Origin of the sequence: Natronobacterium haloterrestre (assembly GCF_900112205.1) — an archaeon.
GTDB lineage: Archaea > Halobacteriota > Halobacteria > Halobacteriales > Natrialbaceae > Natronobacterium > Natronobacterium haloterrestre.
In genome coordinates, this window is sequence record NZ_FOKW01000003.1 from 479,253 (window position 1) to 492,666 (window position 13,414).

General features: G+C 65.2%; 10 protein-coding genes. 8 read left to right on the top strand and 2 right to left on the bottom strand.

Features of this window, described 5'->3' with window-relative positions:
* Nucleotides 1–59 precede the first annotated feature (59 nt).
* The 3 genes from btuC (at nt 60) to gatE (ending at nt 4,598) form a co-directional block, all read left to right on the top strand.
* Complete coding sequence (gene btuC / locus BM113_RS08820; RefSeq protein WP_089787141.1) at nt 60–1,115, top strand: vitamin B12 ABC transporter permease BtuC; 1,056 nt, start codon at nt 60–62, stop codon at nt 1,113–1,115.
* Complete coding sequence (locus tag BM113_RS08825) at nt 1,112–2,659, top strand: ABC transporter ATP-binding protein (RefSeq protein ID WP_089787143.1); 1,548 nt, start codon at nt 1,112–1,114, stop codon at nt 2,657–2,659. The genes btuC and BM113_RS08825 overlap by 4 nt, the downstream gene beginning before the upstream one ends.
* A gap of 64 nt (nt 2,660–2,723) precedes the next feature.
* Entirely contained in the window at nt 2,724–4,598 is a 1,875-nt protein-coding gene (gatE, locus tag BM113_RS08830; RefSeq protein ID WP_089787145.1) for a Glu-tRNA(Gln) amidotransferase subunit GatE, read from the top strand.
* A 34-nt stretch (nt 4,599–4,632) separates the two neighbouring features.
* On the opposite strand, the gene BM113_RS08835 is transcribed toward gatE, so the two are convergent.
* Nucleotides 4,633–5,115 carry an Lrp/AsnC family transcriptional regulator gene (locus BM113_RS08835; protein WP_007143026.1) on the bottom strand — a complete coding sequence of 161 codons (483 nt, stop codon included), beginning with the start codon at nt 5,113–5,115 and terminating at the stop codon, nt 4,633–4,635.
* 179 nt (nt 5,116–5,294) lie between these two features.
* Between BM113_RS08835 and BM113_RS08840 the strand changes: the two genes are divergently transcribed.
* The 4 genes from BM113_RS08840 to BM113_RS08855 all read left to right on the top strand — a co-directional run bounded on the left by BM113_RS08840 (nt 5,295) and on the right by BM113_RS08855 (nt 9,610).
* Nucleotides 5,295–6,329 (top strand): DMT family transporter, encoded by a 1,035-nt coding sequence (locus BM113_RS08840; protein WP_177209133.1) that lies wholly within the window; start codon nt 5,295–5,297, stop codon nt 6,327–6,329.
* A gap of 82 nt (nt 6,330–6,411) precedes the next feature.
* On the top strand, nt 6,412–7,053 hold the full coding sequence (locus BM113_RS08845) for an HTH domain-containing protein (protein WP_089787149.1): 642 nt from the start codon (nt 6,412–6,414) through the stop codon (nt 7,051–7,053).
* Nucleotides 7,054–7,337: 284 nt separating this feature from the next.
* Nucleotides 7,338–8,636, top strand: a complete 1,299-nt coding sequence (locus BM113_RS08850; RefSeq protein ID WP_089787150.1) for a HEAT repeat domain-containing protein — start codon at nt 7,338–7,340, stop codon at nt 8,634–8,636.
* 149 nt (nt 8,637–8,785) lie between these two features.
* Nucleotides 8,786–9,610: a DUF7504 family protein gene (locus BM113_RS08855; RefSeq protein ID WP_089787152.1), complete on the top strand. Its 825-nt coding sequence runs from the start codon at nt 8,786–8,788 to the stop codon at nt 9,608–9,610.
* Between the two features lie 7 nt (nt 9,611–9,617).
* On the opposite strand, the gene BM113_RS08860 is transcribed toward BM113_RS08855, so the two are convergent.
* Nucleotides 9,618–10,400, bottom strand: coding sequence for an RNA methyltransferase (locus BM113_RS08860; RefSeq protein ID WP_089787154.1), 783 nt, complete (start codon nt 10,398–10,400; stop codon nt 9,618–9,620).
* A 1,371-nt stretch (nt 10,401–11,771) separates the two neighbouring features.
* Between BM113_RS08860 and BM113_RS08865 the strand changes: the two genes are divergently transcribed.
* A complete protein-coding gene (locus BM113_RS08865) occupies nt 11,772–13,001 on the top strand; it encodes a Cdc6/Cdc18 family protein (protein WP_089787156.1) in 1,230 nt (409 codons plus the stop codon).
* The last annotated feature ends 413 nt before the right edge of the window (nt 13,002–13,414 follow it).

Genomic DNA, 13,414 nt, shown 5'->3' on the forward strand with positions numbered 1-13,414 from the left:
CGACGGAGTACAGACGGCACTCCAACAAATATTTGACTAATGCAATCGGGGTTTCAGACATGCGAATCCCCCGGGTCTCCGGACGGATCCTCACCTGGTCGCTGGCGCTTGTGGTCCTCCTCGCCGGAACCGTGATCGGCAGCGCGATGCTCGGACCCGTCCGGATCGACCCGATCACCGTCTCGAAAGCCGTACTCAACCTCACGGGGATCGTGGCCTACGAGGTTCCCTCCGCCCACCAGACAATCGTCGCGGACGTGCGACTGCCACGGATCGCCCTCGGCGCGGTCGTCGGTTTCTCGCTCGCGGCCGCGGGGACGGTCATGCAGGGGTTTTTCAGGAACCCGCTCGCCGATCCGTCGATCATCGGCGTCTCGACCGGCGCGGCGGCGGGTGCGGTCGCCGCCATCGCGTTCCCCGCCCTGTTGCCGTTCTCGAGCGTCCACGTCCCCGCCTTCGTCGGAGCGATCGGAACGGCGCTGTTCGTCTACGCGGTCGCGACCGAGGGCGGGCGGACGCCGGTCGCCACCCTGTTGCTTGCCGGCGTCGCGGTCCAGGCGTTTCTCGGCGCGGTGATCTCGTACATGCTGGTTCTCAGCGGCGAGAACCTGCGGGAGGCGGTCGTCTGGATGATGGGCCACCTCCACCGGAGTAGCTGGGACGACGTCACGTTCGCGTTGCCGGTCGCCGTCGTCGGGACGGTCGTCCTCGGCGCGTACGCACGCGAGATGAACGTTCTCCTGCTGGGCGAGGAGGACGCCCACCACCTCGGCGTCGACGTCGAGCGGACCAAACTCCTCTTGCTCGCGCTGGCCAGCATCGTCACCGCCGCAGGGGTGGCCGTCGCCGGCGTCATCGGCTTCGTCGGCCTGATCGTCCCCCACATCATGCGCCTGATCGTCGGGCCGGACCACCGGATCCTGCTGCCGACCAGCGCGCTCGCGGGGGCCTCGTTTCTCGTCGCGACCGACACGATCGCACGACTCGATACCCTGCCGCTTCCGCTGGGTCTCGAGGTCGGGACGCCGATCGTCCCCGTCGGGATCGTGACGGCCGCGCTCGGCGCGCCGTTTTTCCTCTATCTGCTCACCAAACGGGAGGTGCACGCGCTGTGATCGATCCGTTCGGCGTTCGGAGCGACGGAGACGGGGGAGGTGGGAGAGGCGACCGCGAGAACGAGAGCCACGGCGACGCATCGCCGTTCGACGTCGGCCCCGCGACGATCGCCATCGACGACGTTTCCGTCTCGTTCGGCGACCTCTCGGTCCTCGAGGACGTCTCCGCGACGGTTCGACCGGGCGAGTTCGTCGGACTCGTCGGCCCGAACGGGGCGGGGAAGACCACCCTGCTGCGTACGATTAGCGGGGCGCTCGAGCCCGATGCCGGACGGGTGACGGTCGACGGCGTCGACGTCCACGACGTCCCCTCGCGAGAGTCGAGCCGGCTCGTCGCGGTCGTCCCGCAGGACACAACGCTCTCGTTTTCGTTCCCCGTCCGGGACGTCGTCGAGATGGGGCGACATCCCCATCGCTCGCGGTTCTCGCCGCCGACCAACCGGGATCGCGAAGCGGTCGCCCGGGCCCTCGAGCACACTCGTACGGCCGAACTCGCCGACCGCCCGATCGACGAGATCAGCGGCGGCCAGCGCCAGCGGGTCGTCCTCGCGCGGGCGATCGCCCAGGGGACGCCCGCACTTCTGCTGGACGAGCCGACCGCGAGCCTCGACGTCAACCACGCGATCGAGACGCTCGAGCTGGTCCGCGAGCTGGTCGCGGACGGCCGGACCGCGGTGGCGGCGATCCACGATCTCGATCTCGCTGCGCGGTACTGCGATCGACTGGTGATGGTCGCCGACGGCGGCGTGAGAAGCGTTGGCTCGCCCGCGGAGGTACTCACGAGCGAGGCGCTCGCGGACGCGTTCGACGCGACGGCGACGGTGACCCCGAACCCGGTGACGGGGACGGAAACGGTGACGGCGCTGCCCGACGCCGACGATGCGCTGGCGGCCGTCGAATCGGCGACGGTCGACACCGATGCCCCCGGCGAACGGGAGCCAAGCACCGAACGGTCGGCCGACGCAGCCAGACTCGAGGGCGACGGCGGACGGATCGTCGACGTCGACCGGGATGACCTCGCGGTTCACGTTCTCGGAACGGGAACGACCGCCGCGGGCGTGCTCGCGCGCCTCGAGACCGCCTTCGATGGGGCCGATCGCCGGATCACCCTTACTACGTCCGTCGGCCCCGTAACACCGGGCGTCGTCACCGAAACCGCCGACCGCCTCGGGGTCGAGGTCGAGGTCATCGAGGCTGAACCGCACGCCGCGCTGTCCGAGGCTCGCCGGGAAACGCTCGTCGAACGGATCCGGACCGCCGACGCAACGGTGCTGGCCGATCCCGTGCTGGGCTCGGCGGGCGTCGTGCTCGAGACCCTCGAGGCGGCCGAACCGGCGGCGCTGGTCGTCACGGATCGGCGACCGCTCGAGGAGCGCAATTTCGCGGGCGAGACGGCCCGCCGACGGTACGAGCGGCTTCGCGATCCCGACCGGGACGGAGTCGTGGAAGCGACCCCGGAAACGGTGCTCGAGGGGCTCTCGAAGGTACTCGGGCGGGGCGGCTCCGACCGCGTCGACCTGGCCGCCGAGTCAGCGACCGACTGACCGTTCCACGGCCGGAACCGCGAACTGGACGGTTTTTTACCCCTCCGTCACCGAGTCACCGGCAATGAGCGAGACCGAGTACGACTACGACGAGCTCGGACTCGTCGCCGGGCTGGAGATCCACCAGCAACTCGATACGGCGACGAAGCTGTTCTGTCAGTGTCCGACCGCCCTCCGCGAGCCAGAGGAGGCCGAGCGTACCTTCACCCGCTATCTCCACCCCACACGGAGCGAACTGGGCGAGATCGACGAGGCCGCCTTAGAGGAGAGCAAGGTCGACCGCGAGTTCGAGTACCTCGCGTACGACACCACCTGTCTCGTCGAGGAGGACGACGAGCCGCCCCACGAACTCGACGACGAGGCCCTCGAGACGGTCCTCGAGATCGCCCAGCTACTGGACATGGAGCCGGTCGACCAGGCCCACGTCATGCGCAAGATCGTCGTCGACGGCTCGAACACGTCGGGCTTCCAGCGGTCGACGCTGATGGCGACCGACGGCGAGATCGAGACGAGCGAGGGGACCGTCGGCGTCGAGGACCTCATGCTCGAGGAGGAAAGCGCCCAGCGCGTCGAAGAGACCGACGACGGGGTTCGCTACAGCCTCGATCGGCTCGGCATCCCGCTGGTCGAGATCGGCACCGAGCCGGACATCTCGACGCCGGAACAGGCGCTCGAGGCCGCCGAGCGGATCGGGATGTTGCTCCGCTCGACGGGCAAGGTCAAGCGTGGGCTCGGGACGATCCGCCAGGACGTCAACGTCTCGATCGCGGAGGGCGCTCGCGTCGAGATCAAGGGCGTCCAGAGCCTGGACGACATCGACGATATCGTCCGCAACGAGGTCGCCCGGCAGGTCGAACTCGTCGAGATCGCCGACGAGCTAACGGGGCGCGAGGCGGAAGTCGGCGAGCCCGAAGACGTCACCGCGGTCTTCGAGGACACGGACAGCGGCGTCATCAAGGGCGCGCTCGGCTCCGGCGGGAGCGTGATGGCCGTCCCGCTGTACGGGTTCGACGGCCTCGTCGGCCGCGAGATCGCCCCGGACCGCCGTCTCGGCACGGAGTTCTCCGACCACGCGAAGCGCCACGGCGCGGGCGGCATCTTCCACACCGACGAACTGCCGGCCTACGGCGTCACCGAGGAGGAGGTCGAGGTACTCCGGGACGCGGTCGACGCGGGGCCGGAGGACGCCGTCGCCATCGTCGCCGACGACACCGACACGGCCGAGGCGGCGATCGAGGCCGTCGCCGAACGCGCCGCAACCGCCCTCGAGGGCGTTCCCGAGGAGACTCGGGGCGCGAACGACGACGGGACGACCCGCTATCTGCGACCGCTCCCGGGCGCGGCGCGGATGTACCCCGAGACGGACGTACCGCCCGTCGAGCCCGACCCGAGTGACGTTCCCGAACCCGAACTGCTAACCGAGAAGGTCGAGCGCTACCAGGCGGAGTACGACCTCGGCGAAGGACTGGCCGAACAGGTCGCCTACGGGAAGCACATGCCGCTGTTCGAGGACGTCGTCTCCGACGGGATCGACCCCACACTGGCCGCGTCGACGCTCGAGTCGACCCTGACCGAACTCCGTCGTGACGACGTCCCCGTAGAGAACCTCGAGGATGGGCACCTGCGCGGCGTGCTCGAACTGGTCGAGGACGGCGAGCTTCCCAACGAGGGCGTGCCGGACCTGCTGACCGCGCTGGCCGAGGACCCCGATCGGACCGCCGCGGAGGCGGCCGAGGAAGAAGGGCTCGGCGGTGCGGACGAGCAAGAGGTTCGGGAAGCTGTCGTCGAGGTCGTCGAGCGAAACGAGGCCCAGGTCGAGCAAGAGGGGATGCAGGCCTTCTCGGGCCTGATGGGCGAGTGCATGGGCGCACTCCGCGGGAAGGCCGACGGCGACCTCGTGAGTCAGTTGCTGCGCGAGGAGATCCAGAAGCGCGCCTGAGCTGCCCACCTTCCGTTCGACGCCGGTCGGCGTCTCAGTCGTCGACGAGTTCCTCGAGCAACGTCTCCAGTTCGTAGCTCTGTAACGCGTCCCGTTCCTCGATCGCCGAGATGACGAACGTCGAGTCGGTACGCTCGACGCCCTCGAGTTGCTCGAACTCGGCGATCAGCCGCTCGACGGTCTCGCTGCTGCTCAGACGGGCGACGACGATGAAATCCGTCTCGCCCATCGTGAAGTAGACGTTCGTGACGCCCTCGACCGTCAGGAGCCGATCCGCGAACGACTCGTACGAGCCCTGGTAGTCGGCGTGGACCTCGACGATGACGGTCACGCCCAGTCCGAGTTTCTCGAGGTCGAGGTCGTACCGGTCGTTCGTGATGATGCCCTCCTCACGGAGGTTGGAGAGCCGGTAATGGATCGTCGAGACCGGGATGTCCGTTTCCTCGTGGAGCTGTTCGGGGCTTCCGGTTCCGAGTTCGGAGATGGCCTTCAACAGTCGCACGTCGCGCTCGTCCATACGCGCACACTGGAGACTGGGGAACAAGTGTCCTTCGGCTGATGATATTGGAGAAATCTACAACGTACCACCGCGATATGGAGGGTGTTTGAATGCCATCCATATGTATGATTGTCAATCCGAGATTTGCAGGGTTGTTGTAGAAGGACCTAAGTACAACCACCTATTCTGAATTCCGTATGAAGATATCCGGATTAGTTCCAGAGAAATACCTCGAATTGGTGTTGTTTTCGATACTCGCGATCTGCTGGGGAGGGTCGTTCGTCGCGATCGAGATCGGGCTCGAATACGTCCCGCCGCTGCTGTTCGCCGGGCTGCGGTACGCCCTGGCTGGCGTGATCGTCCTGGGATACGCCGTCCTTACCACGAACCACGTCTGGCCCGCCGATCGTGGGGAGTGGCTCGCCGTCGGCGTCGCCGGGACGCTCGTCATCGCGCTCTATCACGGACTGCTGTACGTCGGCGAACTGTACGTTTCGGGCGCCGTCGCCGCGACGCTCGTCAGTACGGCCCCGATCCTCACGGTCGCGTTCGCCGGTGTCGTACTGCCGAGCGAACGGCTTGGGCCCGTCGGTCTGGTCGGGTTCGCCCTCGGACTGCTGGGCGTGATCATGGTCGTGCAGCCGACGCCCTCGATGCTCGGCGCGGACGCGACGGTCGGGGCTGCCCTCGTCTTCGCCTCGGCGATCGCGTTCGCGCTGGGCGGCGTCCTCGTACGGCCGATCGAATCGGATCTCCCGATCGAGTCCCTCGAGGGCTGGGCGATGATCCTCGGCTCCGCCGTGTTGCTCGGCTGGGGGTTCCTGCGGGGCGAGTCGGTCGCCGCGATCGAACTGACGGCGACCGCGATCGTCTCCTACGTCTATCTCACCTTCGTCTCCGGCGTGTTCGCGTTCCTGCTTTACTTCGAGTTGCTCGACCGGAGCGGCCCCACGCAGGTCAACCTGGTCGGGTACGCCGAGCCGGCGGTCGCGATCGTCATCAGCTGGCTCGTCCTCGGGTCGGTCGTCGACTCGTTGACTATCGTCGGCTTGCTGACGATTCTCGTCGGGTTCGTGCTGATCAAGCGGCGGGCGATCCGACGTCTCCTGCGATCCCACTGGAAGCCGACCGCGGCGCGTCACGGCGGCCGAACGCCGTCCGTCTCGAGCGAGCGAGCGCAGCCGCGAACCGACGGCGGAACGCCCGAGTCGGAACCCGAATCCGCCGACTAGACGCTCTCTCGACGGCATAGTTGTTTGTTATCATTTAACATCCTAGAAAGATTTATCAGCGGGAACGTGGGCCGTACGAATGATGACTGCACCGACACGTACGATCGTGGCCCACGTCCGCGCACCCCTGCTACTCGAGCCCGTCGACAGCCAGATCGAAACGCTGCGGGCCTGCGAGTCCGAGGGAGCGATCGACGACCTGCTGTTGCGCAGCTGGCCCAAGGAGGTCACGCGCTCGGAGGCGAGCCCGCACCAGGAGGTCCTCGAGGCATACGAGCGATTCGAGTCGTGGGCTGATCGCCGCGGGGTGAGCATCCGCCCGCCGTTCAGGGAACGGACCAGCACCTCGCAGGTGACCGGCGAGACGCGGGAGTTGCTGGTCACGCCACTGCTCTGTCTTGAGGTCTACGCTGACGACGAGTTCGTCGGCGTCTTCCCGCACTCGGAGGCCGACGGGGAGGAGACGTACACGACCGACGAGGCCATCGCGACGCTCCGGACCGGCGAGCTTCCGACGCCGCTGGGCGAGGAGCCAACCGTGGAAACCGCAGCGAACGACGGGGCCTGCCCCGAATGTGGTGGCTCCCTGGTCGATGGCCAGGGGCTGTACGCCTGTGCCGAGTGCGAGTGGGTCGGCACCGCGACGGCAACCGGCGAGTTCGCCGCATACGAGACACCAGCGGTCGAATCGGAGCGCCGCGGTCGAGTGCTCGAGAGCCGGTAGCTTCCTCGCCCCCGTTCTCCACGTTCGTCTCGAGCGTCCCCGCGAAGTGGGGCATGGCGTCCGTAGGGGCGAATACGTGTTACACGATACGCGTTACACGTCCCGATCCCAACCGACTATCACACGTCCCGACCCAACCAACTGTCATACGTACCGATCCCAAACAACTATGTAATCGAGTGATAATTTCTCGAACAGCAATCGGTTCGGGTTGCGGTCGATTGCCGTCGGCGATTCGGCCGACAATCCGGAGCGTAGCCGGGACTTCAGGGGAAATTCAGATCATGCGCGAGGGAGATACGGCGTTCCTGTACGAGTTGGCACGCGATTCGGAAGAACTGAAGCTTCTCGAGTACCTGACGGACGCGGAGAAGCCGATCATCCGGTACCGAGCGGCGGAACTACTCGGCGGCCTTCGGACGGGAACGAATTCACAGAGCGAGGAACGGATCGGGACGGCGTTGCTCCGGACGGCCAAGACCGACGAGAGCGACGACGTACGTGCGGCCGCGATCGACGCGATGTACCTCCGCGACGAGGGCTACCTGGAGCGGCTGATCGAGGAGGTCGCCGCGGGCGAGGTCGACGATCCGCCGGAGTGGATGGACGTCGACCGGGTCACCGACTGGCTCGCGGCCGATCAGCCCGAGTTCCGGATGGTGGCGGCTGCCGCCGTCGGTCGCATCGGCGACGACACCGGCGTACCGGCTCTCGTCGACGCCGTCGCCGACGCCGACGTTCGCGTTCGAACGAAAGCGGCCGAAGCCTGTGGAAAGATCGGGGACCCGCGTGCTATCGACGCGCTCGCGTCGCGGCTGGACGACCCACAGAATCAGGTGCGTCGCGCTGCGGCAGCGGCGCTTGCCTCGATCGGGACGCGACGGGCCGTCGAAGCCCTCGCGCCCGCCGCGCGCTCGGATACGGAGTCCGTTCGCGTCATCGCCGTCGGCGAACTCGATCGATTCGGCTCGCTGGAGCCGCTGCCGCTACTGATCGAGGCCCTCGAGGACGGGTCCGAACTCGTCCGCCGGACGGCGACGCGGACGATACTCGAGTTGCTCGCGAACGCTCCTGCGGAACGGAGCCACGACGTTCGACACGAGGTGGCCGAAGCGATCTTCGACGCCTCGCCGCCGGATCTCGCGGCGCAACTCCTGACGATACTGCGGGGGAACCAGCCGGCCTACATCCGGCGGAACGCGACCTGGCTGCTCGGTCGCGTCGCCGAGAACGAACGGGAGTATCCCGACGCGGTCGTCGACTACCTGATCCGCGCGCTCGACGACGAGGACGAACTCACCGCGAAGTTCGCGCTCTCGACGCTGGTCGAACTCGAGGACCCGAGCCTGCTCGAGCGACTCCGGGAGTTCCTCGACCGCGACGACGTCTCCGAAGCCGCGACGTCCCGGGCCGAGTTCGTCCGGAAAAAGCGGGCCGAAGCGAATCGCCCCTCCCGGGAAGCCGTCACGAATTCGGTGGAGTACACGTACGTCTCGGATCCGTCGGACTACACGGCGAAAAAGCGCGAGCGGGGAAGCGACTCGTCGACCGACGCAGGGGACGACTCGGATTCGAACGAATGATCTCCCCGATGGCATTCCGCCCTGCCGTTCGTCTCCCCGCCTTCGCGGTCTCCGAATCGAACCCCTCCATCACGTTCGCCGAAACATGATACGTACTGTCCAACGGTATACCGGCCCAATCACGGCCGACACGGAGCGGGGGAGGATGTATGGTCTATAGGTGGGACTGTCGGCAGTGCGAGTTTACGGTCTGGTCGCCGTCGGAGGGGACGACCCGCGACGCGGTGAGTTCGCACCTGCTCGAGCACAACCGTCGGTCGCTCTACAGGGAGGGGTACCAGATCGGCTGGAACTGTCCGCGGTGCGGGGCGGCCACCCTGAAACACGACAAGGACGAGGCCGTCGGGGCGTTCAAGCGCCATCTCTACGAGCACGTCGAGGGACGCGTACAGTCGGGAACACACGTCGCCAGCGAGGTCGATGGCACCGGGAACGCCCTGGTCCTCGCATCGCCGGACAGCACGGGTGCCAACAACGCCAGGGTCCACTTCTTCGCCCCCTACGACGTCGCGATCCTCGTGACGACGGCCGTCGCGGATCGCCTTCGCCTGCTCGAGGCCCACCAGTCGTCGTGGCCCGACCGAACGATCGTGCTGACGACGAAACGGCAACCGCTGTCCTCGGCCGACGACCTCGACCTTCGCGACGTGCCCCTCGAGATCGTTCAACTGGATCCGGGGATCGGACTGGACGGGATCGGGGAGACTATTTCGCGGGTCATCGCCGAGCACAACTCGCCGGAAACGACCATCTCGCTGTCGTTCGAGATCCTTTCCGAACTGCTCGTCAAGAGCAAACTGGAGACGCTGTTCAAGTTCCTCCACCTGCTTACCTCGCGAGTCGACAGCGCCGACGCGTTCTCACATTTCTACTGCGATCCGGAGACCAAGTCCGGACCGACGATCAACCTGCTCTCGGAGGTGTTCGACCTCCGAATTTCGGCGACCGACGATCGCCTCGTTCTCGAGTCCTGAGTCGACGCTACCGTTCGGGACGTTCCGTCGCGCGGCGCAACAGCCCGAGGAGGGTGTTCGCCTCGCGCGCGGTGAGATCCGCCCGGCCGTGGATTCTGCGGAGCATCCGCATCGTCTTCTCGCGTTTCTCCTCCGGATGGTTGATCTCCTCGAGGAGATCGCCCCACTGGTCGTACAGGCGTTCGACCGTCTCCTCGGGCGCGCGAACGCGCTCGAGGTCCGGCAGTTGCGTCTCGTCCTCCGTGAGGGTCAGCGTCCGCAGTTCGTAGAGAGTCACCGTCGCCGCCTGGCCGAGGTTGAGCACGGGATACTCCTCGCTGGCCGGGATCGAACAGATCTCGTCGATTTCGGCCAGTTCCTCGTTCGTGAGTCCGACGCGTTCGCGCCCGAAGACGAGGGCGGTGGGTGCCTCCACGGTCGGCAGTCGGCCGGCGAGGTCGGCGGGGGTCGAGAACGGGAACCGGACGTGGCTCCGGTCGTCCTCGTTGGTGACGGCCGTACAGCCGATCGTGTGGTAGTTCGAGACCAGTTCGTCGAAGGTGATCTCCGTCGCGTTCGGGAGAACGTCTTCTCGAGCGTGACCGGCGAACCCGTACGCCTCGCCGTCGGGGTCCAGTTCCGGCGGATCGATCAGCAGGAGATCCTCGAAGCCGAAGTTCTTCATTGCCCGGGCGATGGTTCCGACGTTGCCGGGTGACTGTGCGTCGACGACGGCGACGGACGGCGGCGTTCGACGGGTCGGATCGGACGGCGCGCTCGAGTCGTCCGTCGGTGACGACGGGTCGGTCATTGCTAGAGTCAGGCGGGAGCGCGAGGTTACGGGTTTCGGTTTCGAGGACGGCTCGAGACGGACTCGAAGCGACCGGATTCGAGGCGTTGGAGACCGAAGAAGGTCAAGACGTTCGTGGTGGAGGGACGACGTGACCGTTGTCGGTCGTCCCTGTCCTCTCTTCTTTCTCTTCATCTCATCATCTAGTTTCTAGCTTCTAGATACTCTCTAGAGAGACTAGTTAAGCGAGAAGAGTAGCAGAAGTGTGGAGAGTGGGGAGAAGTGTGAAGTACCTCGGGGACAAGCCCCGAGGCTTCACCGTTTTGCCCATGTCGTCCAGAAACGGACGGATAGGCGCAGGCGAATTTAATTCCCCTCGACCTTCTTCTCTCGAAGTCGGCTGGAATTAACACCCGAACACTCGCTGTGTCCGTGAGGGTCGGTCGCTCCACCACGACCCGACAACACCCGTCGCACCACGTCAAGGACGCGGGTTTTGAGAGGTGTCGCATTCCTCGCAACTGCGCGCAGTTGCTTCGGATTACGGTCTTTAATCCACGTCGCAACTGTACTCGTTAATACGGTGGAATGCGTCATATAGCTTACGCGATTCACCCTCGGGGTCAAGTGGTTCGAGACGCTTCGCGTCTCGTCATCACGGAAGACAAGTCTTCCGTACGACCCCGAGGCACTCTCGCTGTATCTCTGTAGAGATCGGTGTTACCGATAGTGGAAATCGTGAAAGAAGGAAGAAGGGTGAAAAAGGGAGGACTCGGGAGGAAGAGACGAACTATGGCCTCTCGAGACCGTGGGTTCGCTGTCCTGGGTCCCGTGGATGGGGCACACACCTCCCTCGCGTTTGTAACCGCTATTGGGTGTGGGGGAGTTCCGTTCGGGAACACACCACCGTCGCGGATGTAAAATATCGGGTGTGATCGAGCGAAAATAGAAATATCGCCAGTTTTCTTCGACCCACCCCCACCTAGTCAACGTTACATCCGCGACGGTGGTGTGTGTGCCAAACGGCCGGTTCGAGACCCCTCGTTCGATCGAGGGACCTAGTTTTGTGGTCGAACGAGCCTGGATTCTATTCCGAGACGCGATTTCGGTCAGTTCTTCGAACCGGATCTCGTTTCCCCGGCCCCGTCGATCCCGATTTCGTCCGTTACATACGCGAGGGGGGTGTCGGCCCCCGTCGCCGATTATCGATCGCGCCGACGAATCGAACCGACGGTACCCCTCGATCGATTAGAAGCGCGAGGAAGGCAGTCGGATGAAATTCAACCGCTCGGGACGAATAGACCCTCGACAGGTTCTCAGGCTTCGCTTTTACATCCGCGATCGATCTCCATAGCTTTATTTCAGTCCAGTTGGTAGGCACCCGGTACTGCAATGTCCGCGAACGACGATCGTGATCCACTCTTTCGGTACGACGATCCGGTCTTCGCCGACGAGCGGCTGCTCGAGATCACGCACCTGCCCGGTCCGGACCGGATCGTCGGGCGTGACGAGCAGATGCAACGGGTCGCGGACGCCCTGAATCCGGCTATTTTCGGGAGCGAGCCGAACCACCTGTTCATCTTCGGTAAGACCGGTACCGGCAAGTCGCTCATCTCGCGGTCGGTCACCCAGCGGGTGATCTCGGAGGCCCAGCACGACGGTGTCACGGTGAAGTACGCCTTCATCGACTGCGGGGAGCAAAACACCGAGGCGTCGATCATCAAGACGATCGCCCAGATCGTCAACGAACCGGACGACAGCGGCGTCACGATTCCCGACCGGGGGCTCGGGACGGGCGACTATTACAAACGGCTCTGGCAGGCCGTCGACCGCTGTACGGACGTGACTATCGTCATCTTGGACGAGATCGACATGCTCGAGGACGACGAGGTTCTTCGGAAGCTCTCCCGGGCGGGCGAGAACCGGCGGATCTCGGACTCGAGCATCGGGATCATCGGCATCTCGAACAAGATCGACTTCCCGGATCACCTCTCGGAACGGGTCAAGTCCAGCCTCTCCCGGGACGAACTCGTCTTCCCGCCGTACGACGCGAACCAGCTCGTCGAGATCCTCGAGAAGCGACGCGACGCGTTCCACGACGGCGTCCTCTCGGACGACGTGATCCCGCTGACGGCCGCGCTCGCGGCCCAGGAACACGGGGACGCCCGCAAGGCGATCGATATCCTCCGGAACGCCGGCCGGATCGCGAAGAAGCAAAACGACAGCCGCGTCACTGCCGATCACGTCCGGGACGCCAAGGAGAAGACCGAAGCCGACCGGTTCAACGAGTTGATCGAGGGCTCGCCACAGCAGGCGAAGGCGATCCTCTACGCCCTGACGATCCTCACCGAGAACAGTTCGGAGAAGGAGTTCCCCACGAAGATCATCTACAACCAGTACAAGGAGATCGCTCGCCAGCTCGACTTCGACGTGCTCTCGGAGCGACGGGTCCAGGAGATCCTCCAGGAACAGAACTTCCTCAACGTGATCCAGTCCGAACGCGAGGGCCGGGGACGCGGACGCGGTGCTCACGCGAAACACCGCCTGCTCGAGAACCCGTCGATCGTCAAGAAGGTCCTCCTGCGGGACGCACGACTGGCGGTCCTCGAAGACGACGAGTAGCTCCACCCGAACGACGGACCGGGCTCGCGCCGACACCAATTCTTTTCGTTCTCCTCACACGACTCGTGTGCTCGAGTCGAGGCCCATCCCCGTCCGACCGAACACGATCGGACACTGACCCGTCCGGCTGCAGGGGGGGCTCCAAGTTACGTCGTAATACGATATTACCGAGCGGGGAACCGCGGGAACCTCGTTCCCAGTTCGGTCGTTTCAACGGGTCGAACAGGGGAATGTGATCGTTGTCGGTAGAAATAGAGAATATACTACAGTAAGAGAAAGCTTATGCCGGATGCTTCGAAATGAGGGAGTGGACGCCGGGCGGCCTCCCGGGTAGGGGTACTTCGGAGGCGACCCCCGGCCCACAACACGGAATTATTGTGGCATTACGCCGACCAGTAGCGACGCAGAGGGGA